Below are 24835 nucleotides of genomic sequence, written 5' to 3'. Positions count from 1 at the left end.
TCTTAATGTTGTGGAATGATAAAGTCATCTTCTAATTCAGATGCGAGTTCTTCATGTGAAGCTAATTTATTTTCTAGTTCTTTGACGATTTGCGCATGTTTTTTCTCTGTCAAAGTGATCTTCCAAGCAAAAATGATGGCAGAAAAGAACATCAATGCTGCAGGAACATAAAATGCATACGCTTTAAAAGTCATGATTCCATGATTGGTAATATCAGCAGCAGAAGCATTTCCAGTCATACCAGCTGCGATTGCGACAAACCCAACGATCCCATTAGATAAAGCACCTGCAATTTTATCGAGCAGTGGGCGAATCGATAAAGTCACAGCTTCGTTACGAATCCCATTTTTCCATTGTCCATATTCCACAGAATCAGTGATTGTCATCAAGGCAGATAAAAAGATCAACTGTTGTGGGAAGTAAAATAAAACAAGTCCAACGATCACGATCGGTAAGCTAGTGCCTGCGATAGAGAAGAAGAAGTAAGAACTGATCATCATCGCAATACCGCCGATATAGACATAGCGTCTAGAAATCAATCGTGTCAAAGCAGGGAATAAAGGCACAGCGACTAGTCCAAGTAAAGCTGCTACTAAACCGACAATCCAGAATTGAGTTGGTTGACCTAAGACATATTTGAAAAAGTAGAATAAAACGGCAGTTGTTGCTACATTGGCAATAGCATAAGCAATATAAGAAAGTGCTAACCACATTAATTGGTCATTTTGGGCAATTGCTTTGAAGACATCTTTGATACTTGCTTTTTCATTTTGTTGACGAATCGCCGTGTCGACTTCTTTTGTTCCTAAAGCTGTAATAATTGCAGTTCCTCCAGAGATCACAGCGGTAATCACACCGAACCAGAACCAACCTGAAGCGCCTTCAACATGATGAGCAGTAACTAAATAAGTGAAAAATGTGACGATTGGTACGACGACCAAAGTGGTCCCGTTTGCTCCTAAGGAAGAACCGAATCGAGCAAAAGTCGCGAATTTTTCTCTTTCTTTGGTTTCAGTACTTAAAGCTGGAATCATTGACCAAAAAGCAATATCTTTAAATGAATAAAAACTATCTAATAATACAAAAACAATGGTAAAAAGGATGATAAACAAAGTTGTATTGTGAGTAGCAAGGCCAAAGAAATTAGTAAAAAGAAAAATCAAAAGGAATGAACTAACTAAACCACCAATGACCAGCCATGGTTTAAATTTTCCATATTTTGTTCGAGTATTATCAATAATCCCGCCAATCAATGGATCGAAAACGATTTCAATTAAACGAATACCAACGACTAAACTGGTCACCGTAGCGATCATTCGAGCAGTAGTTGCTTTATCTGTACCTGCAAACATCTCGCTTGTTACAAAAACCATAAAATAAGTGCTGAGAGTAACATAAAAAGTATCATGACCGAATGCGCCTAAAGCATAAGAAACCCGTTGTATCATTTTGTTCTTCATAGTATCTAATCCCTTCTTTGTTAAATATACAATAAAAAGTTAACCGGTTACAATAAATAAATAAAGTTCTTTTTCTACTATTGACTTTATCAAGAAAACGCTTCCTGATGAATATATTTTTGTGACTAATATTTAACTTTTTGTTGCACGTTGTAGAACAAGAAGAGTAAAGTAAAAACAAAGGAGTGAGAGCGATGGAGCAAGCAATATTTTTAAAAAAAGAACGTCAAGAATTAGCTAAAGGGTGTTATTTTGACTTTTGTGGATTTTCAAAAACTTTGCCATATCATTCTTTCGGTCCAGCAATCAGACAAGATTATGTGTTACATGTCGTGATGGAAGGTAAAGGAACTTACCATGTGAAAGAACAGCAATATCAATTGCAAAAAGGTGATCTGTTTTTGATCCGGCCAGGGGATTCTACTTTTTATTTAGCAGATGGTGAAGAGCCTTGGGTCTACTGTTGGTTGTCTTTTGGTGGGCCATTAGCGAAAGAGATCATTGAACGTTCCTTATTCAAAGAAGATCAGTATACAATGGTTTCTGCAGGTATTTCGGCATATATAGATATTATTTTGGACTGTCTTCATTATTCACAAGACGGTTTAGCAGATGAATTAGAATTGACGGCTTTGACTTATCGCTTTTTATCCGTATTACTAAAAGATGGCGGGAAAATCGGTTTGGGAAATCAAAAGGTTTCTTCGCCACTAGCAATCGAGACAGTGAAGTATATTGAAGAACACTATCCAGAAAATTTAACAGTAGAGGAAATTGCTCGACAACTGTCAGTCAACCGGAGTCATCTATCAAGAGTCTTTAAAAATCAATTAGGAACGAGTATCAAAGAATATTTGATTGGCGTGCGAATCAACCGAGCAGCATTTTTATTATCGTTGACTGATGATTCAGTAGAGAGTATCGCTTATCAAGTTGGTTTTAATAGTTTAGTTGTATTTAGCCGAATGTTCAAAAAGACAACTGGAGAAACAGCAACAAATTATCGGAAACGGATGAAAAATGAAGCGTCCAAAAACCTTTCATTAGGTGCTTTGAAGAAAGAATTAGAAGAACAAGAGATTGTTTCCTGGTCTACCTAACCATAAGGCAGGAGACTAATGACATTTTGTGTTCTGTGCTAAACTAGGAAATAGCAAGAATGAAGAGGAGTCAAGAAATGAGAACTTTGATTATCGTTAGTCATCCTACGATTGAGACATCATTGAACCAACAATTTTTTAAAGAAGCAACTGAAAATTTAACGGTTACTTGGCATCATTTGGAAAAACATTACCCAGATTGGACGATTGATCGTGATACAGAACTTGAGTTATTAAAAACACATGACCGGATCATCTTCCAATTCCCTTTGTATTGGTATAGTGCGCCAGCTCATTTAAAACTATGGGAGGACACTGTATTGGAACATGCTGACGAAATTCTTAGAGGCAAAGAATTAGGGGTTGTCGTGACAACTGGCGTTTCTGAAAAAGAATATCAAGCAGGCGGGAAAGAAGAATATACCATTTCTGAATTATTAAGACCGTATCAGCGGATTGCCCACAAGTTTGAAATGACTTTTTTACCTCCATTTGTGATGGCGCAATTCATGTATCAAACAGAAGAAAAGCGTTGGGAGCGTTTAGTGGTGTATCAACAATACCTGACATTAGTAGGCAAACCGACCTTGATCCAGCGAATAAACTGGTTTATTGAGCGACTAAGCAGCAATCATTCTTTACAACAACTAGATCAGACCAAGCAAGCATTCTTAATCGACTATTTAGAGAATGAAAAAGAAGAGATTGAAGACCTCACATTTATCTTACAAGAATTAAAGGAGCAATAAAATGGCGGAAGAATGGTTTGTACGACAATTGGAAGAATTAAGTACATCGGTAGATTATGAAACAAAAGCTTTGTTGCATGAAACAAAAAAACTTTTACTGGAAATTTCAGAACGAAAAGTCCAATTACAAGGAGAAATCGATGGAGAATCCTGGAATCATCAAAAATGGTGAGTTTTGTTTATAAATAACACAGTTTAAAATGTTCAGAATGATGATTATTTGCTACAATGGGATTAAAGTAGGATTGATAACGCTATTTTATATACTAATGGGTGGTGAAAGTAATGAACGAAGAAAACGAGCAAAGAGTCAATGTCCGAATGGCTCGTAGACAACAACAGAAAAAAGAAACGCAACGCCGATTGATCAAAATTGGTTCGGCTGTTGCCGTTTGTTTAGTCCTTATAGGTGCTGTTACAGCTCTTTATTTTCATGGAAAGAATAGTTCGAGTGCAGAAAGCTCGGTCGCAAAAACAAGCGAAACTACCACAAAAAAAGCTTCTTCCACAACGAAACCAAAAAATAAAGAAACTGCAAGTTCGACTCAAGAATCGAAAACAGGCACACTGACGGATCAGTTACAAACGATTATGACAGATTATACAAAGAAATTGGAAGAACAAACGCCTCGTTTGATCGAAGAATACCAAGCTGAGATTCAGAACAATCAAAACGGTGTGATGGGGTTGTCTGCGATTGCTAATCAAAAGGCTCGAGCGCTACAAGCTATTTCCGATGAAGGGATCAGCAAATTACAAGCTACGTATCAAGCAGCACCAACCAAAGAAGGCGTAGATCTTGCAAATTGGATCAACCAACTTTCAGCCGATTATACGGAACAAGTAGCTAAAATTTCTGATATCTATCTCCGAACAAGTGCTTCGGTACAAGCAGAAACGTCAAGCAGTCAAACAACTAGTGAAACGGAAACTAGTGTTTCTCAGACGACTGACTCAACGACACAATCTTCCAGTCAAGCTACCCAAGCTACCCAAGGAACCGAAGGACAGACAGCAAGCGCTACTTCAAATGAACAAGCTGCTACTACTGTCGTTCAACAAGGAGAAGGTCCCAACCAGATTGCGGAACGTACAGGGATACCAGTTGATAAGCTTTTATCATTGAATGGGATGACGATGGACAGCTATTTCTTCAGTCCTGGAGAAGTATTGAAATTGAATTAAGCCACTGACAAGATGCCTTGATCAGCAAAAATAAGCTAGCGACCAATTAATTGATTGGACACTAGCTTATTTTTTTGAATTGAAATGGTTTGTTTAAGTTCATCGTGAACTGAATAAAAGATATAGATAATAGTAAGATAGTGATACATAAATAATCGTAGAAATTTTTTTATTTTAGACCATAAAAAAAGCAGGGTCCCATTTGATGGGAAGCCCTGCTTTTTTGATGAAGATTAGCGACTTTTCAGTCTTCGTTCACGTAGAAAATAATGAATCGTCATGTAGCACAAAAACACGAGACCAATAATCAATGGAATTCTTGTTTCTTGATTGATAAACATAAAAATCAAGACAATGGCTAAAAATAATAAAGTAAGATAATTGGTATAAGGTGATAATGGCATTTTAAATGGATGATCTCTCATTTCTTCTGGGTGTTGTTTTTTAAATTGGATCTCACTAAGTAAGATAACTACCCAAGGAACCATCCCCGGTAAAATACTGGAACTATAGACAAAAACGAAAATATTTTCTGCATGATTCACAAACAAAGGTAACAGGTAATTTAAAACTAGGCCAATCAATATCCCGCTAGAAATCGCTACGACTGGATAAAAAGGTACGCCATGACGGGTTAGTTTTAAAAATTTCCTCGACATTTTTCCATTGATTGCTAAGGTGTAGATCATTCGACTGGCACTGAAAATACCAGAATTACACCCAGATAAGGCAGCCGTCAAGACGACGAAATTGATCAATCCGGCAGCAAATGTGATCCCGATTTTAGAAAATGTTTGAACAAATGGGGAACCTATTGTGCCTAATTGATTCCATGGATAGATACTAACGATAATAAAAATAGCACCAATGTAAAAAATCAAGATTCGTCCAATAGTTGATTGAACAGCTTCAACGATCGTTTTTTTCGGATTTGCAGCTTCTCCAGCGGCCATTCCGATCAGCTCGATTCCTTGATAAGATGCAACAACAATGGATAGCGCAAAAAAGAAACCTTTTACTCCGCCGGTAAAGAAACCGCCGTTTTTCCAAAGATTAGAGATCCCGACTGCTTGGCCTTGATTTCCTAAGCCAAATAAGATGACACCTAGCCCTACCAGAATCATCAAAACGATCGTGCCGACTTTAATCATTGAAAACCAAAATTCTAGTTCACCAAAAGCTTTAACAGAAGCTAAGTTGGCAAGCATCAAAAAGAGAATGACGACAATCCCAGGAATGATTGTTGGCAGATGAGGCCACCAATAATTCATATATTCACCGACTGCAATGACTTCACTGATCCCGACAACAATAAACTGAAAGATGTTACTCCAAGCAGTTAAATAACCAGCGACAGGATGAAGATAATTACTAGCATAATTCGCAAAAGAACCCGTTGAAGGATCGACATAAAGCATTTCGCCAAGTGCTCGCATGATCAAATAAAGAAAGAGACCTGCGACAGCATAGGCAACCATTACTGAGGGACCTGTCCAACGAATGGTTGAGGAAGCACCCATAAACAATCCTACGCCGATCGTTCCTCCTAGTGCAATCATCTGAATGTGACGGGCACTAAGGCTTCGAGTTAATTTTTCTTCTTCCATACTAAAACTCCTTTCATTTTTGAGTAAAACAAGCAAATACGAATAAATGATAGACATTAATAACAAATAAATGATCAATAAAGACAATTTGCTTTTAAAACTCTTGATGTGATTTTACAGAAAGTTCTCACAAATTGCGAGCCTTTCTTGTAAAAAAAATCATGCGGGATACTTGAAAATGCTTTCGTCTTTAGTTAAACTATAGTTAAATAAAAAGTTAGGTAACCCTAAAAGGAGTGGGGAATGTGTCAGAAGCGATCATTAATATCCAGCAATTAACCGTTGCTTATCAAGGAAAGTTAGCGTTAAACGAAGTTGATGTAATGATCCAACCCAAAAAAATCACTGGGATCATCGGTCCAAATGGTGCGGGAAAATCAACTTTTATGAAAGCTATACTGGCTTTGATTCCCAAAGTATCTGGAGAAATTTCTTTTGGCGGTTCATTGCTAAAAGAAGCACGTAAAAAAATCGCTTATGTTGAACAACGAAATGAATTGGATCTCTCTTTTCCAATTGATGTGTTAGGTGTGGTCTTATTGGGGACTTATCCATCATTAAGGTTGGGACAACGTCCGGGAAAAAAAGAAAAAGAACGAGCACAGCAAGCATTAGAAAAAGTCGGTATGGCTTCGTATGGGAAGCGACAAATAAGCGAATTGTCGGGTGGACAGTTACAACGTGTTTTTATTGCCCGCGCATTGGCGCAACAAGCAGAATGGATTTTTCTTGATGAGCCATTTGTAGGGATTGATGCCGTAAGTGAGAAAAAAATTTTTTCAATATTGAAAGAATTACAAGCAGCAGATAAAACGATCATCATTGTTCATCACGACTTGCACAAAGTAACAGAATATTTTGATGAAGTGATTTTATTGAATCAGCAATTGATCGCTGCCGGACCTGTTGCAACGACATTTACTTCAGAAAATCTGAAGATTGCTTATGGTGAAGTGATCGGGCAATTAGTGAAAGGAGAAAAAGAAAAATGATCCAATCGTTTATTGAAGGAATGATGAACTACCAGTTTTTACAATATGCATTGTTCACATCAATGCTCGTTGGTTTGGCTTCCGGGGTGATCGGATCTTTTATCATCTTACGAGGGATGTCGTTGATGGGAGATGCTATTTCACATGCGGTCTTACCAGGAGTAGCAATTTCCTACATGTTTGGCTTTAGTTATATTTTAGGTGCAACGGTTTTCGGCATGCTGACGGCAGGGCTCATTGGTTTTGTCACCCAACGAAGTCGATTAAAAAATGATACAGCAATCGGTATCGTCTTTAGTTCATTCTTTGCATTAGGAGTCATTTTGATTTCTTTTGCCCAAAGTGCTACGGATCTGTACCATATATTATTTGGAAATGTGTTAGCGGTGAGAGAAAGCGACCTGCAGATGACGGCGATCGTTAGCGGTATTGTGTTATTGTTTGTGTTCATTTTCTATAAAGAACTCAAAATTACTTCTTTTGATCCGATGATGGCTAAAACTTATGGGCTAAATATTACCTTGATCCACTATTTGCTCATGTTTTTCCTGACGTTAGTCGCAGTGGTTAGTTTACAGACAGTAGGGACGATCTTAGTGATTGCGATGTTGATCACACCAGCTGCTACAGCTTATCTATTAACGAATAGTTTAGTGAAAATGATTGCTATCTCATCAACAGTTGGTGTATTAAGTGCAATCTTGGGGGTATTTTTTAGTTATAGCTATAACTGGCCTTCCGGTGCAACCATCGTTTTAGCTTGCGCGCTATTCTTTCTGTTGGCATTTTGCTTTTCACCTTCTAAGGGAATCTTTTTTGCTCATAAACGAGTCATAAAAAGCGAGTAAAAAGAATGATCATGTAAAACAAATCATTTGAAAAAAGGAGTAATGAGATGAAAACCAATAACTATCGGATTTTTTTGGTAATGTTCGCAAGTTTCTTTTTGTTAGTGGGCTGTGGCAGTCAAGAAAAGCAGGAAGCTAATAAAGAAACGACTAAAGAAACATTGAATGTTGTAGCAACCAACTCTATCTTAGCGGATATGGCAAAAGAAGTAGGAAAGGAACATGTAGCTGTTCATAGTATCGTGCCTGTAGGAACAGATCCTCATGAATATGAAGTGTTACCAGAAGACATCAAAAAAGCGAGTGATGCCGATGTGATTTTATATAATGGGCTAAATCTAGAAACTGGTAATGGCTGGTTTACGAATTTAATGGAAACCACACATAAAAAAGAAGAGAAAGATTATTTTGCAGTGAGTAAAAAAGTAACACCCATTTATTTATCAGGTGGGACTTCCAAGAGTAAAGCTGACCCTCATGCCTGGTTAGATTTATCGAATGGGATGAAATATGTAGAAGAAATTACCCGTATCTTTTCAGAAAAAGATGCTGAAAATAAAGCAGTCTATGAAGAAAACGCAAAAAAATATATTGAAAAGTTGAGCGAATTGGATGAAAAAGCTAAAACAAACTTTCAAACAATTCCTGAAGATAAAAGATTATTAGTAACGAGTGAAGGAGCCTTCAAATATTTTTCAAAAGCTTATGGGATCCCAGCAAGTTATATTTGGGAAATCAATACAGAAAGTCAGGGAACTCCTGAACAAATGAAACGAATCATCAATCAAGTAAGAGACTCTGCAGTACCCGCTTTGTTTGTCGAAACAAGTGTTGATCCTAGAAGCATGGAACGTGTGGCGAAAGAAACGGGAGTAGCTATCTATGATCGATTATATACAGACTCTATCGATAAGGAAGGCAAACCAGGAGATTCTTATTATAAGATGATGGACTGGAATATCCGAACGATCCATGATGGGTTGACTCAAGAAAAATAAATGGTACAAAATAACTTTCATTCAAAAAAACTAGAAAAGAATGCGTGCTAAATAGCCAGCCGAAGAGATCAAAATCAGTTCATTAGATTTTGATTTCTTCGGCTTATTTATGCTAAAAATCAAGATTAAAAAAACAAGAAGCAGGAGGATTCATTTACCCTGATTTATGTGGAACGGAGATCAAGCGAAAGCTCACTTATTTTGCAAGTAAAAAAATAAAAAAAACGTCTGCTTTTTGTTAGTTTCGGATACCTTTTTTTGTTGTTTTCCGTTATAGTTAAAGATAAGAAAGGAAGGTAAAGCTATGAATTTTACGCGTAAAGATAAACAACTAATCAAAGAAGAAATCCTTAAAGTGATCGAACAACAGGATAGCTCTGATAAAGATCAAGACCTTCAATTTCTTGAAACAGAAATGGCTAAATTATTCATAGCAAGTCCAAGTGAATCGGATGTAGAAGAACGTTATCCGGGGAAATGGCTTTTTGATGAATTTCAGCCATTAGATGAACAGACTGGAATTGGTTATTTTGTCTCGATTTCTTCTGTTGGATTTATTCCAGGAGTATTAGTGAAACAAAATAATGAAATCAATATCAAGGCATGGCCAGCATTATTTTCCACAATGGGGACAGAAGGGGTCATTGAAAAAATTCAATCGGCTTATTATAAAAGTTCGTTTATTGCAAATAGTAAACTAATGAATACATTCTATAATCGTTTGGTTTTGATTGCCCGCCCAGGAGATATTCCACAAACATTTACCTACTCGCAGCAAAAGAATCTCTACGAAGAAACATTATATTCCAGAGATTTATCCACTTTTTCCGCAGTAGAACAGGTTCGATTGCATGAATTGTTGCATACTAAGCCAGTATCGCTCAACTTTTTTCAAGCGCTAGATAACCAAAGAAAATGGTTGTCTCTCAACTATTGGGAAATCTTTGCTACTAGAAAAAGATGGATGGAAGAACGAAAGATCGCAGATCAACAGATCCAATTTGTCCAGCTAAAAAGAGATCGGCTTTATTACGGAATTTATAGTCGCTAGCAATTATTTGAATAGGTGGAAAAGATGACAAAAACCTTAAAAGAAGAAATCATTGAAGAAAGCAAACGTTTAGGTATTGATAAAATCGGATTTACGACGGCAGAACCCTTTGATTATTTAAAAGAGTCTTTAGAAGAACAAAAAGCCGCTGGACATACTTCGGGATTTGAACATCCAGTGATTGAAGAACGTTTATATTTAGAAAAAACTTTTGATCGCCCACAATCGATTATCGCTATTGCTTTAGCTTATCCAACCAAGATCCATGAAGAGGTCCCAAAAGATGAAAAAAGAGGACAATTTGCGCGGGCATCTTGGGGAATCGATTACCATGATATTTTACGTGACCGTCTCAATCAATTGATTACTTTTATCCAAAGCAGAGCAAGTGTCTGGCAACAAGAAGAAGCTTGGCGGTTTGCCCCACAAGTGGATACTGGAGAATTAGTAGATGTGGCTGTTGCACAAAGAGCAGGACTAGGATTTATTGGTCGAAATGGGTTGCTGATCACAGAAGAATACGGTTCATTCGTGTATCTTGGAGAAATTGTCACCAATATCGTATTTGAACCTGATGAACCAGGTGTTTTTGGCTGTGGTGATTGTACTCGTTGTGTGACAGCTTGTCCGACAAAAGCTTTGTTAGGCGATGGCAGGATGAATGCACAAAGATGTTTATCTTATCAGACCCAAACCAAAGGGCTAATGCCAAATGAGTATCGGAAAAAAATGCGAAATGTCATTTACGGGTGCGATATCTGTCAGTTAGTCTGTCCTTATAATCAAGGGAAAGATTTCCATTTCCATGAAGAAATGGAACCAAAAGTAGAAGAAGTCTATCCGAAATTAAAACCAATGCTTTCTTTATCAAATAAAGAGTTTAAACAACAATTTGGGCATTTAGCTGGTTCTTGGCGAGGAAAAAAACCATTGCAAAGAAACGCCTTGATTGCTTTAGCAAACCTGGGGGATACTTTGGCGTTACCTGAGATCGAAAGCTGCTTAAGTGATGTTCGACCAGTTATTCGAGCAACCGCTGCTTGGTCGATTGGACGTTTAGGAAGAAAAGAACCAGAAAAATGGTTGGAAACTTTAGAGCAAATGAAACAACGCGAAGAAGACCAAGAAGTGATCACAGAAATTATAGAAGCGCAAGAAATGTTAGCCAAGAAAACGAAGCGAAAAAAGAGGACATGAAAGAAGCGGTCAGCTCCGAGCGAATAAGAGAAAATTTTATGTACAAGATTCCTTTCACTTCTATAATAAGAAAAAAATAGAGTATTATGCTAAAACAAGCGTAGTACGACAAAGAGACTAGGACAGTTAGTTTGTTCTAGTCTTTTTATTGATTGAAGTAAAATAATGGATCATAACTAAATAATAAAAAGAATCTGTATTAGAAAATTTCAATACTTAGAGTAGTATAATCCACTGAATGTTCGACTCGTTTGTAATTGAAGCAGTTCAAAAAATAGAATACTATCGGTTTTTTTAGCAAAAAATCTAGAAATACCAGAAATTTCAAAAATATTAAAAAACTTATCCTAAAATTTTTTAGTAAAGGTTGTAATAATTACTCAATTTTTTGTCGTTTTGACACATAATTACTAAAAAAAAGGATAAATTAAACAAAAAAATCAAAAAAGTTAAAAAAAATACTAGAAATATTACAAAATATAAGATTTTCTAAACTTTATAAGAAAATGTTAAAAAACGGTTTCTTTCTTATGAGATAAGGGTTCTAGGACTTTAGTCGTACTTTTTTGTCCAGAGTTATGTTACAAATGTTAAAAATTAGGATATTTTGTCATTAAATGTCATATTTCTTTTACCTATGAAATATTTCTAGATGATAAAGTTAATGACGTTGATAAATACATGGAAAAAAAAGGAGATAAACATGAATTCAATTAAGAAGATCGTTTTAGGAACAACTTTTGCTGCTGGTGCAACTGCAATGTTTGTAGGAACAACTGCTCATGCTGACGAAGTCTATACAATTAAATCAGGTGATTCACTATCAAAAATCTCACAAAAATTTGTTGGAGATAACTCATTGATCGATGCAATCGCTGAAAAAAATGGTATCAAAGACATCAACCGCATCTACGTTGGCGAAGAATTAACGATCCCGACTTCAAGTGATGCTTCAGCAAAAACAGTCGAAGCACCAAAAACAACTGAAACAGTAACGGAAGAACATACATATGTTGCTCCAGTTAAAACAGTTGAAGTAACACCTGCTGCTCCAGCTGCTCAAACAGCAACAGCTCCAAGCAATTCAAGTTCTGCAAAAGAATGGATTGCGAATAAAGAATCAGGCGGTTCTTACACAGCAACTAACGGCCGTTACATCGGACGTTACCAATTAGATGCATCATACTTAAATGGTGACTACTCTGCTGCAAACCAAGAACGCGTAGCTGATCAATATGTATCATCACGTTATGGCTCATGGGATGCTGCTCAAGCATTCTGGTTAGCAAACGGCTGGTACTAAGTCGATTATTGAATACTAATAAAAAGACAAAACCAAGAAATCGTGTCATTCGATTTCTTGGTTTTTTTTGCTGTTTAGGGATGAGACAGTAATGACGAAAAATAAAGATGAATGAAATAGTTATCTCTTTGTTCATCTTAGGTTTTCTTGATGTAGTTATGGAGATCTTTTTGATAGTCCGTTCCATGCCACGTACCAGTGTTTATAAATTCAGCTAAGAGATAACCGATATAAGGACCAGTCGTCAAACCAGAAGAACCGAGTCCACTTGCGACGATCAGATTTGGTTCATCGAATAAAGGACCAAAAAACGGAGCAAAATCAGACGTATATGCCCTCGTTCCTACTTGTAACTGATAAGGCTGTGAAAGTAATTTTTCTGGTTGTACAAAAAAAGCTTTTGTCTGTTCAGTCAACTGTAAAAATGCTTCATTAGTAGGAGTCAGATCCCATCCTTGTTCATTTTCATGTGTAGCGCCCAATAAGATTTTTCCGTCATTGAAGGGAATGAGGTCTGCTTCTCCATCTAGCATGGCAACAGGCCATTTTTGGCTTTGGAGCTGATGAGTAGTAAAAGCGATCAACTGCCCTTTTTGAGGACGAAGATCGACCTGATAGCCTAATGGTTCCAATAAAGGCTTCAAGGAAGGTCCAGGAGTCAAAATGACACGGTCAAACGGTTCTTCACCAAACTCTCCGAGGATCAGCCAATCATCATTCCTTTTTTGTAGGCGAATCTTATCGTTTATTACTGTTACACCAGCCCTTTTCAAGCGTGCCGTTAAATAATGAAGGTAAGCTTTTCCGTCTAAACGGCCACCACCAGTGATGAATAAAGAGGGGGTCGGTTTTAATAAAGGAAGTAAATCAGCTGTTTGATCCGCTTTTAATAAATGGATTTCTCCGATCTCAGGTGCCTCTTTTTTTCGTTCTTCTGCAAGATCAAGTAATTCTGCTAATTGTTCTTTTGGTCGAAGCAAGAGTGTACCGGAACGAGCATAAATGGTCGGATCAAGTGCGAAATCTTGCACTAATTTTGGGAAAAATGCCGCACCGTCTTTGGCTAAACGATACCATGTTTTATTTCTTCTTTTGGATAACCATGGAGAAATGATTCCCGCACTTGCTTTGGTTGCCTGACCGATTCCATGGTCAAATAAGGTGATGCTGTATTTTGTAGTATCAACATAATTGGCTAATGTCATACCGATGATTCCACCACCGATAATGGCGATTTTTTCCATGTTTGATTCCTCCTTTACTTACAAATTGTATTTTTGCACAAAAAAACGGCAGTTGCAAACGACTGCCGTTTCAATCAATCATGAATGTTTTGTAGTTAAACTATAACGAATAAATAAGATAAAGCTGATAACTAATAGAAGAAGTAATACACCTAAAGCAACTTGTGAACCGAATGTCGTGGCGACTTTATAGCTCAAATCAGCATGCGCTTGAATAAGGTTGATAATGATTGCCACTAATGAAGTAGCAATGGCACCAGAAAATTGTTGTAAGGTATTAAAAACAGCATTGCCATCACTTTGATAGTCATCCGTTAAAGCATTCATCCCAGTGGTCATCATATTGCTATAAGACAAACCAATCCCTATCATATAGATCACGTGGCAAGTAATCAACAATAGCAATGAAACATGTCCTAGAAGAAAGACTAGTGCGGACCAACCAACAAGAGCAAGGAGTAATCCGGCAAAAATCGGTTTTTTGGGACCGTGTTGATCAAGCAGTTTTCCAGAAAACGGCGATAATACAGCGCCAATCGTAGCTCCTGGCAGCATGGCGATTCCAGCGATGAAAGGACTGTTTCCTTGAACAATCTGAACAAAATTTGGTAAGACAAAAGAAACGCCTAGCAATAAGAACTGGTAGATTAAAAAGCTAAATAAGAACAAGCGAAATGTTTTATTAGAAAAAATGGTTAGTTGGATCAATGGATAATCGGCTTTTTTTGTTCGTTGGTAAAAAAGGATCCCACCAATAATCGCTATTAGTAACGCAAACCAACTAAGCGGTTGTCCTAGCATACTCAAAAACGTTAAGCTACCGCTAAATAATAAACACAAACTAAATACACTCAACACATCCAAACGTCCACTTTTTTGAACGGGCATTGAAGGAATAGCAACCAAGCCGATGCCAAGAGAAAGAATCAAAATAGGAATCAAGAAAAGAAAGATATGATTCCAAGTGAAATTTGAAGTTAAGATTCCCCCGTATGTTGGCCCGATAGCCGGAGCAATTGCTGTGGTCAGTGTTCCCACCCCCATCATCGCTCCGCGGCGGTTCATAGGCGCAAAGGTCAAAATAATATGGAACATTAGTGGTAAAGCAATCCCGGTAGCTGCCCCTTGTAAAAGCCGACCAAGTAATAAAATGAAGAAAGTCGGAGAAAAGAAGTCAACAATGATTCCTGCTAAAAAAAGCAGGTTCGAAAGTAAAAAGAGACTTCTAAGGCTGAAATTTCGTGTTAAATAAGTTGATAATGGCACGATGATCGAGATCATCAGCAGGTAAATCGTTGTCACCCATTGAACTTGTGCAGTCGTTAATTGAAACTGGTTGATCAACGTTGGAAATGTGACGTTCATTGCTGTTTCGATCAACACTCCCGCAAAAGACATCATGCCGGTTGCGATGACTGCAGGTACTAAGAGTAATTGTTTTTGTTTTGTCATATCCTCACCTCAAAAAATTTCGTAAAAAAAGAGAGTGATTTCTATTATAAAAATAGAAACCGCCTCTCTCTCGACACGTAATATACGTGTTATCTGTACGATTTATTTCCATCGCTTATTCTAGCATAGAGGTAAAAAAAGTGTCAACCAGGTTAGCCAAGTCTTTTGAAAAGAGTTATGATAGTAGAGAATAAATCATCGCAGGAGGAAAAAATGGCTACGATTGATTGGAAAAAAACGGAACCAGGTTATAGTAGTAAAAAAAAGCCACAGATCTTAACGTTATCTCCACAGAATTTTTTTAGCATAAAAGGAGTAGGGGATCCAAATGAAGACGATTTTCAGCGACGAGTGGCAGCTTTATATGCTGTTAGTTATGCGATCCGAATGGCCCCAAAGAAAAATTGGCAGATTCCTAACTATCTTCCCTACACTGTTTATCCATTAGAAGGACATTGGGGATTACAAGAAGCTTATTTGCAAGAAAAAGTAATGAAGAAGAGTCATTTTGCTTATCAGATCATGATCAAACAACCTGAATTTGTGACGAAAGAAGTTGCACATGAGGCTCTACTACGTGTAGCGGACAAAATTCCCAATGATTTGTTCGACCAAGTAGTATTTAGTAGCATGGATGAAGGATTAGTCGCTCAGATGCTTCATGTGGGACCGTATGAGGATGAGCCACAAACCTTTGAAAAATTAGCAACGTTTATCGAAGAGCAGGGGTATCAACGGATAGCTAAAGAACATAAAGAAATTTATTTAGGTGATCCGCGCAGAGCCAACCCAGAAAAACTGAGAACGATTTTACGTGTCAAGATTGCGCCAAAAAATCAACTAAAAAAATAAAAGTAAAAAATACCAAAAAAGGCAGAAAAACGATTATTTTTTTGCTATAATCAAAGACAAGAGGTGTCCGCTATGAAAAAAATCCAACGACAAGCATTGATTCGTCAGATCATCACAGAAAAACCAATCAGCACACAAGAAGAACTATTGCTTTGTCTTCAAGACGCAGGGGTGACAGCCACTCAAGCAACTATTTCGCGTGATATCCGTGAGCTGAAGTTAGTGAAGTCTACGGATGAAAATAAGCAAGTTCGTTACAATCTGTTCAGTCAGCCTGCTGAAACGTTACATGAAGAACGACTACAAGCAGCTGTTAAAAGAGAAGTTTTGAAAATACAAGTTGTTCAATTTATGATCGTGGTGCTAACAGAAAAAGATGGGGCGGATGTCGTAACCAATTGGTTAGATGAAGTCGCTTATCCAGAAGTTGTTGCAACGATTGCTGGAGTGGATACATTCATTGTGATTTGCCGTTCGGAAGAAGAAGCACAAGATTTTGCAGAAAAATTAGAAAGAATGAGGGAATAAAAGAAGGGAGAATGATTTATGTCTTTGTTGAAAGCGCTACAAAACGGATCTGATATTCGAGGGATTGCCATGACGACGGAAACACATTCAGCTAATTTGACACCAGCTGAAATCCAAAAAATAAGTTGTGGCTTGGTTAATTGGTTAAAAAGGGATCATCCACGCAAATATCAAGAAGGTAAATTAACGGTAGGAGTGGGGCGGGATAGTCGAATCAGTGGTCCAACGTTAGAAAAAGCGCTGATTGACGGATTAATCGAACAAGGCATAAATGTTCTTGATTTTGAGTTAGCTACGACACCGGCGATGTTTATGGCTACTCAGTTTTCTCAATTCCAGTGTGATGCAAGTGTGATGCTAACAGCTAGTCATTTGCCGTTTTACTTTAACGGCATGAAGTTTTTTACAGCTAATGGCGGCGCAGAAAAAGAAGATATCGCATTTATTTTATCAGAAACAACACCAAATAAAACCAATCATAAGGGGACAGTCCAAAAAGCTGATCTGTTAACACCTTATGCAGAAGACTTAGTTCAAAAAATCAAAAATGGTATTAGAAAGAAAGGAATGTCTGACACAAAACCGTTAGCTGGCTGGCGGATCATCGTAGATGCAGGAAATGGCTCCGGTGGTTTTTTTGCTGAAAAAGTACTACAACGATTAGGGGCAGATACGACAGGTTCGCAATTTTTAGAGCCCGATGGTCATTTTCCGAACCATATCCCGAATCCAGATAATGCTGAAGCCATGGCAAGTATCAAGCAAGCTGTTTTAGAAAGTCAAGCCGATTTAGGAGTGATCTTTGATACGGATGTTGACCGTTCGGCAGTAGTCAGTGCAAGTGGTCAAGTGATCAATCGTAACAATTTGATCGCCTTATTAAGTACGATCGTGTTAAAAGAATACCCTGGAGCGACGATCGTAACTAATTCACCAACGTCTAATCACCTAGAAACGTTTATTGAAGAAAAAGGTGGCAAACAAGATCGTTACATTTCAGGTTATCGTAATGTCATCAATCGTGCAATTGCATGCAATAAAGAAGGAATCAATGTTCCATTAGCGATTGAAACAAGTGGGCATGCAGCATTCAAGGAAAATTATTTTTTAGATGATGGTGCCTATGTCATTGCAAAAATTTTGATGCTTTTGCCAGAACTGAAACAAACAGAACAAACGTTGGAAGAGATTATCCACGACTTAAAACAGCCACAAGAAGTACAAGAAATTAGGTTAAGGCTTAGTGGAGAGGATCCGAAAAAACAAGGGGCAACAATTATTCAAGGGCTAGTGAACGAATTGAACGAAGAGGGGCTGGTATTTCATCCGGAAAATGAAGAAGGAATTCGTTACGATCTAAAAGAACCATATGGGAATGGCTGGTTTTTATTACGAGCAAGTTTGCATGAGCCATTACTGGTGCTCCAGATCGAAAATGATGAAGTTGGAAAAAATCAACACGTTTTACAGCTACTTGCGGAACATTTAAAGAAATACTCAAATGTTGAACCACTGATAGTGGATACTAAGGAAGCGAAGGGAAATGAAAAGTAAAAATGGTTGCGAACATAGTAATTTTTTTGACTGTATTAGTTTATGGTGTTAATTTTTTAGTTTTTCTTTATCTTAGAATCAATCATATCAAAAATTGTGTAGAGAAATTAGCTATTTATTTGGGAACAAACATGACTTTATTATTTACGAGTGGTATTTTTCTCTTTTTTGGAAAAATCATTGAAGATGGCATCCTTGTTTTTGAATAAGTAACTTTCATGAGAAAATAAACTAAAATGCTCATGTTAATCAAGAAGTCCTCAATCGTTGCAGTATGAATCTAGGAGCAGAATTTTTGAACAAATTGCTAGATATGCTTACACTGGTAATAGACGAAGTGTCATATCGAAAGGAGCAGTACAATGAAAAAATTATACGAAACAGCGATGATCAATCATGGTGGACGAGAAGGCGAAGTAGCAGCACCAAATGGTTCGATGCAAATGAAGATCACTCCTCCAGGCATCCATGCTGAAGGAACAAATCCGGAACAACTATTTGCTGCGGGCTATGCCTCATGTTTCAATGGTGCACTGCAACATATGATCAAAGAAGCTAATTTGTCCGTAGACTCCACAGTTAAAGCACGGGTTTCACTTTACACACTTGATGAGGGTGGTTATAAAATCGGTGTGGTCTTAGAAGTACATGTTGACGATGTGAGCGAGGAACAAGCCAAGCAATTAGCGGAAGATGCCCATGATTACTGCCCTTATTCAAAAGCGACAAGAGGAAATATTGATGTTGAGGTAGTGACAGTTTAAACGATTTTTCTATCTAAGGAAGAAGTAAGTACCTTTAGATAACTACTTTTTTTATAAAAAACAGGACCGGTAGAATTTTCTATCGGTCCTAAAAATGATGGTGACGAGTCTCAAACTATTCTTGGCTTATAAATGCCAATAGAAGCTAAAAAATGATCGACCAGCAAGCATTTCTACTGTCTTTAGTAGGATAGCAAAGGCTTGCAGGTCGATCATTCTTATTTTTATTCTGTTGAGTGGTAAGGACCCAAAGGATGTTGGACATAACCACTTTTGCATGCTTTATTTTTTACTTGGCGGTGTTCCATACATTTTTGGTGTAACCCGTTGTAATTTTGGTTTATCACCTTCAATTTTTGGTTCTGCTAACCATTGGTATTCGCCTTCACCATCTAAGGCTTCGCCACTTGCCCAAGAGCCTTTACTGCTTTCATCACCTTCTGAGAAATTATAAAAGTCATAGGCGATATCTTTTCGTTCGTTTTCACGATTGAACGTACTTGGTACAAGAATGGAGCCTTCATTTTCTTCTAATTCTTTCACGGCACTTGCCCATAAGTTTTGATGATAACTATCTCTTGCAAGCAAGACTGCTAATAAGTCTTTGACGCCACGGTCATCGATCATTTCATAGATACGAGCGACTTGTAACCGTCCCTGAGATTCAGCATTTAGATTGGCACGGAAATCAGCTAACAAGTTTCCACTTGCAACGATATAACCGCCACTCCAAGGGTTGCCAACACTATCAGCAGGGCGTGGTCCTAAGCCAGCGACAATTGCATGCTGAGGATTCATACCAGAGATGATTGCGCCGATCGTAGGATCTTTTTTCATTGCTTCTTCTTGGTCTTCAACTGGCGCATCTTCTAATAATCGTGCGACCATCGTTGCTAACATTTCGACATGTCCAAGTTCTTCTGTTGCGATATCCATTAACATGTCTTTATATTTTTCTTCTCCTCGGCAGCTCCAACCTTGAAACAAGTATTGCATTGCCACACTCATTTCTCCGTATTGTCCACCGATAAGCTCTTGTAAATATTTTGCGATTAACGGATTCGGACGATCTGGTTTTGCTTCAAACTGTAGTTCCTTTTGGTGTCTGAACATCAAAAATTCCTCCTAATCTTTTATTAATACATTTACATTCTGCGCTTTAAAATGAGAAAACACAAAGGAAATGCTTAGAAAAAATATAGTGGTAGATTTAATCTGATATATGAGTAGACGCGCCTAATGAATTGTTATTTTCTGATTAAAATGATATCGTTATATTAAAATGTTATCGGTTGCAAATGACAAAAGATAACCTTTTTATTAAAAAACGGAGGGATAAAATGAAAAAGTTGTTAGTTACTGGGGTGCTGGCAAGTACAGCATTATTTTTGTTGGGAGGCTGTGGTTCAAGTAGTGCAAAGTCAAACGCAGCTAGTTCATCTGAAAAAACAAGTAACGGGAAGAAAACTATTGATTTCTGGTCATTTTGGGGATCAGGAGCACGTAAAGAAGTGATCGAAGAGATCATTGACGATTACAATCAATCACAAGATAAGATCCAAGTAAATTATAAATACCAACCGTGGGGGGATATTTGGACCAAATCATTGTCAGCGATTACAGCGGGGAATGCACCAGACGTGATTGTTCAAGATATCAATTCAGTTGCTCAAAGAGCTGAAGCGCAACAGGCCACAAACTTATCTAAATATGTAGATGAAGAGACCTCAAAAGATTTTTATCCACAATTGTGGGATACAGTGGAGTACAAAGGTGATCCCTATGCGATTCCGTTCAACACAGATACTCAAGTTATTTTTTATAATAAAAAATTATTTAAAGAAGCAGGAATCGCTGAAAAAGATTTACCAACTACATGGGATGAATTAGAAAAAACTGCCCATCAATTGGATAAAAAAGATAAAAAAGAATTCACACGAATTGGATTTTATCCTTTATGGAATTTAGGGGCAGATGTCTGGGCATTAAATGCAGATAATGGGACAAGCTGGTTTGATCAAGACGACAAAATCAAAATCGATACGAAGAATAAAGTCGAAGCATTAGAGTGGATCCAAGATTGGCAAGACTATTATGGGAAAGATACGATCAATAAATTAGAGGCAGAATTTGGCTCAGGTGTTTCTGATCCATTCATCTCAGGTTTAGTCGCAATGCGTGCCCAAAATATCAATTATTATTCGAGCTTGATGGAAAATGCTCCAGAAGATTTTGATTTTGGTGTCATTCCGCTTCCAGAAAAAGAAAAAGGTTCTGGTCATTGGTCATGGGGCGGCGGCTTTGTACTCGAAGTACCTTATGGGGCGAAAGATCCAGAAGCTTCTTATGACTTTATCAAGTATCTTTCTTCACCAGAAGTTCAAGAAAAATTTGGCGAAAAGAGTTTTGATATCATGGCAAGTAAAACAGCCAATGAGAACTTAGTGAAGAATGAACAGCTAAGTGACAAGGGACGAATGATCTATCAAATGGCTGATGAGAATTTCAAAAATACGGTCATTACACCTGTTCCATTAGCGGCACCAGATTATACGACACTAGTGAATGAGCAAATCGATCAAATTCTTTTAGGAACAAAAACACCAAAAGAAGGTTTAGCTGATGCTCAAAAAGCGGTGGAGAATTTAGTAAAACAAAATAACTAATCACCTGTTGACTAATTGAAAGAAAAAAGGAGGCAAGAAAATGAAGCGTTTATCGATCCGAAAGAAAAAAGAGGCAAGATGGGCCTATTTATTTATCTCGCCTTTTATTATTGGCTTTGTCGTCTTTATGTTAGGGCCCATGCTTTTTTCTGTTATCGGAAGTTTCACTGATTATAATTTGACTTCTAAAATGAATTTCATTGGATTAGCTAATTTTAGACGGATGTTTCTACACGATGATCTTTTTTGGAAATCATTATACAATACAGTGTATTTCGTCCTATTCAATGTTCCTTTAACCACAATGTTTAGCGTATTTCTAGCAACGATTTTAAATCAAAAGATCAGAGGAATTAGTATTTTCCGAACGATGTTTTATTTACCCGCAGTCCTATCTGGTGTTGCTGTTTATATTTTATGGATGCAGCTGCTCTCACCTTCTGCCGGGTTGATCAATACGTTTCTAGGTTGGTTCAATATTTCTGGACCAGCCTGGTTGTTTGATCCTAACTGGACAAAGCCAGCTTTGATTTTAATGAAGATCTGGAGTTCTGGCGGAGCAATGCTGCTTTATTTAGCGACTTTGCAAAACGTTCCACGCTCTTTATACGAATCAGCAGCGATCGATGGTGCTGGCGTATGGGGAAAATTTAAAAATATCACGTTGCCGTTGATCACACCAATTATCTTTTACGATGTGATTACTTCAACGATCGGCTCTTTTCAAATTTTCCAAGAGGCTTATGTGATGACTAAAAATGGGACAGGAGGACCAGCTAACTCTTTACTATTTTATAATCTTCATATGTGGAATAAAGCTTTTGTCGCATTCGACATGGGGTACGCAATGGCGATGTCAATGATCCTATTTTTAATAGTGTTAGTGTTGACTTTTATTAATTTGAAACTGGCACCTAGATGGGTCTATTACTCTGGAGGTGATGGCAAATGATGGAATATTTCAAAAGAACAAGTGTTAATCGTCAAACCAAAAAAATCGTTAGTTATCTCCTCATGACTGCTATCGGGATCGTATTGATCACACCATTATTGTGGATGGTATTTACTTCTTTAAAACCAATGGAAGAGATCGTACGTTATCCTCCAACCTTTTTTCCAGAAAAAATTGTTTGGCAAAACTATCTGGATACCATTACTGCTTTCCCCTTCTGGCGTTATGCAAGGAATACTTTATTGATCACAGTCTTAGTGGTATTTGGCAATGTTCTCTCGAATTCCTTCATTGCCTATGGGTTTGCGAAATTAGATTTTCCAGGAAAAAAGCTAATGTTTGCTTTAGTCCTTTCTACGATGATGATTCCAGGTTTTGTGACCATGATCCCCCAATATGTTCTATTCTCAAAAATAGGCTGGGTAGGAACTTATTTACCATTGATCGTTCCATCATTTTTCGGCAATGCATTTAATATATTTTTGATGCGTCAATTTTATTTATCCATCAATGATGAATTAATTGAAGCGGCAGAAATCGATGGAGCAAATCATTTCTATATTTGGAGCCGTCTGATGCTGCCGCTGACTAAACCAGCGTTAATCACGATTGCGATCAATTCATTCAATGCGGCTTGGAACGATTTTTTAGGGCCGTTATTATACATCCAAGATCAAGAGAAGTATACTTTACAGATTGGGTTGCAAGTTTTCCAAAATCAGGCGACGACTCAATGGAATTATTTGATGGCAGGAGCCACACTTGTTTTGATCCCAACGATTTTGATGTTCTTTTTTGCGCAACGTTACTTTATTGAAGGAATGGATTTGACAGGAGGGTCAAAAGGCTAAATGAATAAAATTCATAGTGAAAAAATCAATCAGCATTTTTTGACAGTCATTGAATGGATTCCGTCATTGCTTATTTTGCAATCCTTATGGCTATTAACTAGCTTACCGCTGTTGACGATTGGCAGTGCTAGTCGTACGGTTATGTCTACCATTTATCACTACCACAAAAACGAAGAGAAAAAGATCCATACGTTGTTTTGGCAAGAACTTCGTCATAATTTTTTGACCTATTGTAAGCAAGACCTCATAGTCAGTTTCTATTTATTGCTTTTACTAATTGATAGTCGTATTTTTCTTTACTGGGGCGGAGCATGGGGATTGATATTGATGTATGCTTCGTTAAGTATCCTTTTTTTAAGTATCGTGATGGTTAGCTACCGTATGTTGCTCCAACTAGAGAGAGCAAACGAAGTCCCTCTTTTTACTGCTTTTATTTTATTTTTTTATCAATGGAAAAACGCTCTCTTACATTTAGGGGGAACCCTGCTACTACTGCTTTTTTTATTCTTCCTGGGACCTATTTATGTGGTTTTAGTCGGAGGAAGTTCCTTGCTTTATTTACAAACTTTTTTGTTTTTTGGACGGAAAGAAATAAAGAGCCCTTCAAAAGTTTAAGAATAGTCAAAAAATTTGCGATGAAAGAATCAACTACCTGACTAAATATTGAGGAATAAACCCATCGTTTCAGATGTAAGTCGTATGGAGAGAGAAATAGTTGGAAATATGGTTACTTGTCACGTTCGGCCTTCTTTGTTATGGTTATAGCAAGAAAGAAGTAGGAGGACAACAAGATGGCAAAAATTATGGTTGTAGAAGATGAAGAAATCATCCGCCAACTCATCATGGAAGAACTGGAAAAGTGGCAGTTTGAAACGTTCGGTACCTCTGATTTTAATCAAGTATTTGCAGACTTTGAAAAAGAAGAACCTCAACTTGTTTTATTAGATATCAATCTTCCGGTCTTTGATGGCTACTACTGGTGTCAAAAAATTCGAGAAGTCTCCAAAGTGCCGATTATTTTCATCTCCAGTCGAAATACCAATATGGATATGATCATGGCGATGAATATGGGCGCAGATGATTTTGTCACCAAGCCTTTTCAAATTGATGTGCTGATTGCCAAAATCAATGCTTTATTGCGACGTTCATACAATTATGGGGAACTGTCGAGTGAAGTCATGAGTCATAATGGGATCACGTTGAATGTTGATAATGGGAGTATGGAAATCAACGGTGAAATCATCGATTTAAGTAAGAACGAATATCGATTACTATTTATCTTGATGAAGCAACATGGGAAAATCCTTAGCAGAGAAAAGTTATTGAGAGCATTATGGGATGATGAGCGGTTTGTTGATGACAATACATTGACAGTCAATATCAATCGTTTACGTCGGAAAATCGAACAAGCAGGGATCAAAGGATATATCGAAACAAAAGTCGGGCAGGGCTATATTGTTCCCTGAAAGGATGAAAATAAAT

At 37.5% G+C, this 24835-nt stretch carries 25 protein-coding genes; 20 read left to right on the top strand and 5 right to left on the bottom strand.

Annotated elements, in window-relative coordinates:
• Window positions 1–2: 2 nt before the first annotated feature.
• On the bottom strand, window positions 3–1460 hold the full coding sequence (locus tag IGJ18_RS11635) for a glycoside-pentoside-hexuronide (GPH):cation symporter (protein ID WP_034699920.1): 1458 nt from the start codon (window positions 1458–1460) through the stop codon (window positions 3–5).
• Window positions 1461–1654: 194 nt separating this feature from the next.
• Here IGJ18_RS11635 and IGJ18_RS11630 point away from each other — a divergent pair, with 194 nt between their 5' ends.
• The 4 genes from IGJ18_RS11630 to IGJ18_RS11615 all read left to right on the top strand — a co-directional run bounded on the left by IGJ18_RS11630 (window position 1655) and on the right by IGJ18_RS11615 (window position 4494).
• On the top strand, window positions 1655–2560 hold the full coding sequence (locus tag IGJ18_RS11630; RefSeq protein ID WP_034699918.1) for an AraC family transcriptional regulator: 906 nt from the start codon (window positions 1655–1657) through the stop codon (window positions 2558–2560).
• Between the two features lie 77 nt (window positions 2561–2637).
• Complete coding sequence (locus IGJ18_RS11625; RefSeq protein WP_081128442.1) at window positions 2638–3309, top strand: NAD(P)H-dependent oxidoreductase; 672 nt, start codon at window positions 2638–2640, stop codon at window positions 3307–3309.
• A gap of 1 nt (window position 3310) precedes the next feature.
• A complete protein-coding gene (locus IGJ18_RS11620) occupies window positions 3311–3481 on the top strand; it encodes a hypothetical protein (RefSeq protein ID WP_164445097.1) in 171 nt (56 codons plus the stop codon).
• A gap of 113 nt (window positions 3482–3594) precedes the next feature.
• The gene (locus tag IGJ18_RS11615; RefSeq protein WP_081128444.1) at window positions 3595–4494 is read left to right on the top strand and encodes a LysM peptidoglycan-binding domain-containing protein; all 900 of its coding nucleotides are present in this window, start codon (window positions 3595–3597) and stop codon (window positions 4492–4494) included.
• A gap of 233 nt (window positions 4495–4727) precedes the next feature.
• Here IGJ18_RS11615 and IGJ18_RS11610 read toward each other — a convergent pair whose 3' ends face one another.
• Window positions 4728–6101, bottom strand: a complete 1374-nt coding sequence (locus IGJ18_RS11610) for an amino acid permease (RefSeq protein ID WP_010737111.1) — start codon at window positions 6099–6101, stop codon at window positions 4728–4730.
• 245 nt (window positions 6102–6346) lie between these two features.
• Between IGJ18_RS11610 and IGJ18_RS11605 the strand changes: the two genes are divergently transcribed.
• The 6 genes from IGJ18_RS11605 to IGJ18_RS11580 all read left to right on the top strand — a co-directional run bounded on the left by IGJ18_RS11605 (window position 6347) and on the right by IGJ18_RS11580 (window position 12490).
• Window positions 6347–7093 carry a metal ABC transporter ATP-binding protein gene (locus tag IGJ18_RS11605; RefSeq protein WP_438843348.1) on the top strand — a complete coding sequence of 249 codons (747 nt, stop codon included), beginning with the start codon at window positions 6347–6349 and terminating at the stop codon, window positions 7091–7093.
• Window positions 7090–7941, top strand: coding sequence for an iron chelate uptake ABC transporter family permease subunit (locus tag IGJ18_RS11600; RefSeq protein ID WP_438843347.1), 852 nt, complete (start codon window positions 7090–7092; stop codon window positions 7939–7941). The genes IGJ18_RS11605 and IGJ18_RS11600 overlap by 4 nt, the downstream gene beginning before the upstream one ends.
• Window positions 7942–7988: 47 nt before the next feature.
• Window positions 7989–8939, top strand: coding sequence for a metal ABC transporter substrate-binding protein (locus tag IGJ18_RS11595; protein ID WP_053766285.1), 951 nt, complete (start codon window positions 7989–7991; stop codon window positions 8937–8939).
• Window positions 8940–9243: 304 nt separating this feature from the next.
• Window positions 9244–9990: a hypothetical protein gene (locus IGJ18_RS11590; protein ID WP_010720849.1), complete on the top strand. Its 747-nt coding sequence runs from the start codon at window positions 9244–9246 to the stop codon at window positions 9988–9990.
• Between the two features lie 24 nt (window positions 9991–10014).
• Window positions 10015–11187 carry a tRNA epoxyqueuosine(34) reductase QueG gene (queG, locus tag IGJ18_RS11585; protein ID WP_438843346.1) on the top strand — a complete coding sequence of 391 codons (1173 nt, stop codon included), beginning with the start codon at window positions 10015–10017 and terminating at the stop codon, window positions 11185–11187.
• A gap of 703 nt (window positions 11188–11890) precedes the next feature.
• On the top strand, window positions 11891–12490 hold the full coding sequence (locus tag IGJ18_RS11580; RefSeq protein ID WP_010737115.1) for a LysM peptidoglycan-binding domain-containing protein: 600 nt from the start codon (window positions 11891–11893) through the stop codon (window positions 12488–12490).
• Window positions 12491–12627: 137 nt separating this feature from the next.
• Here IGJ18_RS11580 and IGJ18_RS11575 read toward each other — a convergent pair whose 3' ends face one another.
• Both IGJ18_RS11575 and IGJ18_RS11570 read right to left on the bottom strand, forming a co-directional pair.
• On the bottom strand, window positions 12628–13734 hold the full coding sequence (locus tag IGJ18_RS11575) for an NAD(P)/FAD-dependent oxidoreductase (RefSeq protein WP_438843345.1): 1107 nt from the start codon (window positions 13732–13734) through the stop codon (window positions 12628–12630).
• A gap of 78 nt (window positions 13735–13812) precedes the next feature.
• Window positions 13813–15186 carry an MFS transporter gene (locus tag IGJ18_RS11570; protein ID WP_438843344.1) on the bottom strand — a complete coding sequence of 458 codons (1374 nt, stop codon included), beginning with the start codon at window positions 15184–15186 and terminating at the stop codon, window positions 13813–13815.
• Between the two features lie 213 nt (window positions 15187–15399).
• Between IGJ18_RS11570 and IGJ18_RS11565 the strand changes: the two genes are divergently transcribed.
• The 5 genes from IGJ18_RS11565 to IGJ18_RS11545 all read left to right on the top strand — a co-directional run bounded on the left by IGJ18_RS11565 (window position 15400) and on the right by IGJ18_RS11545 (window position 18884).
• Window positions 15400–16038, top strand: coding sequence for a GyrI-like domain-containing protein (locus tag IGJ18_RS11565; RefSeq protein ID WP_096708744.1), 639 nt, complete (start codon window positions 15400–15402; stop codon window positions 16036–16038).
• A gap of 72 nt (window positions 16039–16110) precedes the next feature.
• On the top strand, window positions 16111–16566 hold the full coding sequence (locus IGJ18_RS11560; RefSeq protein ID WP_010737119.1) for an arginine repressor: 456 nt from the start codon (window positions 16111–16113) through the stop codon (window positions 16564–16566).
• An 18-nt stretch (window positions 16567–16584) separates the two neighbouring features.
• Complete coding sequence (locus IGJ18_RS11555; RefSeq protein ID WP_178305710.1) at window positions 16585–18120, top strand: phosphomannomutase/phosphoglucomutase; 1536 nt, start codon at window positions 16585–16587, stop codon at window positions 18118–18120.
• Window positions 18121–18122: 2 nt separating this feature from the next.
• Complete coding sequence (locus tag IGJ18_RS11550; protein WP_010720841.1) at window positions 18123–18329, top strand: hypothetical protein; 207 nt, start codon at window positions 18123–18125, stop codon at window positions 18327–18329.
• 153 nt (window positions 18330–18482) lie between these two features.
• Window positions 18483–18884 carry an organic hydroperoxide resistance protein gene (locus tag IGJ18_RS11545; protein ID WP_010720840.1) on the top strand — a complete coding sequence of 134 codons (402 nt, stop codon included), beginning with the start codon at window positions 18483–18485 and terminating at the stop codon, window positions 18882–18884.
• Window positions 18885–19166: 282 nt separating this feature from the next.
• Here the strand turns inward: IGJ18_RS11545 and IGJ18_RS11540 are convergent, their stop codons facing one another.
• Window positions 19167–19997, bottom strand: a complete 831-nt coding sequence (locus tag IGJ18_RS11540) for a manganese catalase family protein (RefSeq protein WP_010720838.1) — start codon at window positions 19995–19997, stop codon at window positions 19167–19169.
• A 227-nt stretch (window positions 19998–20224) separates the two neighbouring features.
• On the opposite strand from IGJ18_RS11540, the gene IGJ18_RS11535 reads away from it, so the two are divergent.
• The 5 genes from IGJ18_RS11535 to sapR all read left to right on the top strand — a co-directional run bounded on the left by IGJ18_RS11535 (window position 20225) and on the right by sapR (window position 24819).
• Window positions 20225–21550 carry an ABC transporter substrate-binding protein gene (locus tag IGJ18_RS11535; protein WP_438843343.1) on the top strand — a complete coding sequence of 442 codons (1326 nt, stop codon included), beginning with the start codon at window positions 20225–20227 and terminating at the stop codon, window positions 21548–21550.
• Between the two features lie 40 nt (window positions 21551–21590).
• Complete coding sequence (locus tag IGJ18_RS11530; protein WP_010737122.1) at window positions 21591–22502, top strand: carbohydrate ABC transporter permease; 912 nt, start codon at window positions 21591–21593, stop codon at window positions 22500–22502.
• A complete protein-coding gene (locus tag IGJ18_RS11525) occupies window positions 22499–23353 on the top strand; it encodes a carbohydrate ABC transporter permease (RefSeq protein WP_053766292.1) in 855 nt (284 codons plus the stop codon). Before IGJ18_RS11530 ends, IGJ18_RS11525 begins: the two co-directional genes overlap by 4 nt.
• Window positions 23354–23968 (top strand): DUF624 domain-containing protein, encoded by a 615-nt coding sequence (locus tag IGJ18_RS11520; protein WP_205216483.1) that lies wholly within the window; start codon window positions 23354–23356, stop codon window positions 23966–23968.
• 176 nt (window positions 23969–24144) lie between these two features.
• On the top strand, window positions 24145–24819 hold the full coding sequence (sapR, locus tag IGJ18_RS11515) for a two-component system response regulator SapR (RefSeq protein WP_010720833.1): 675 nt from the start codon (window positions 24145–24147) through the stop codon (window positions 24817–24819).
• Window positions 24820–24835 lie beyond the last annotated feature (16 nt).

The organism is Enterococcus sp. AZ078, assembly GCF_051714985.1.
Classification (GTDB): domain Bacteria; phylum Bacillota; class Bacilli; order Lactobacillales; family Enterococcaceae; genus Enterococcus_B; species Enterococcus_B hirae.
The sequence above is the reverse complement of the archived record's forward strand: the minus strand, read 5'-3'. Positions and strand labels throughout refer to the sequence as shown.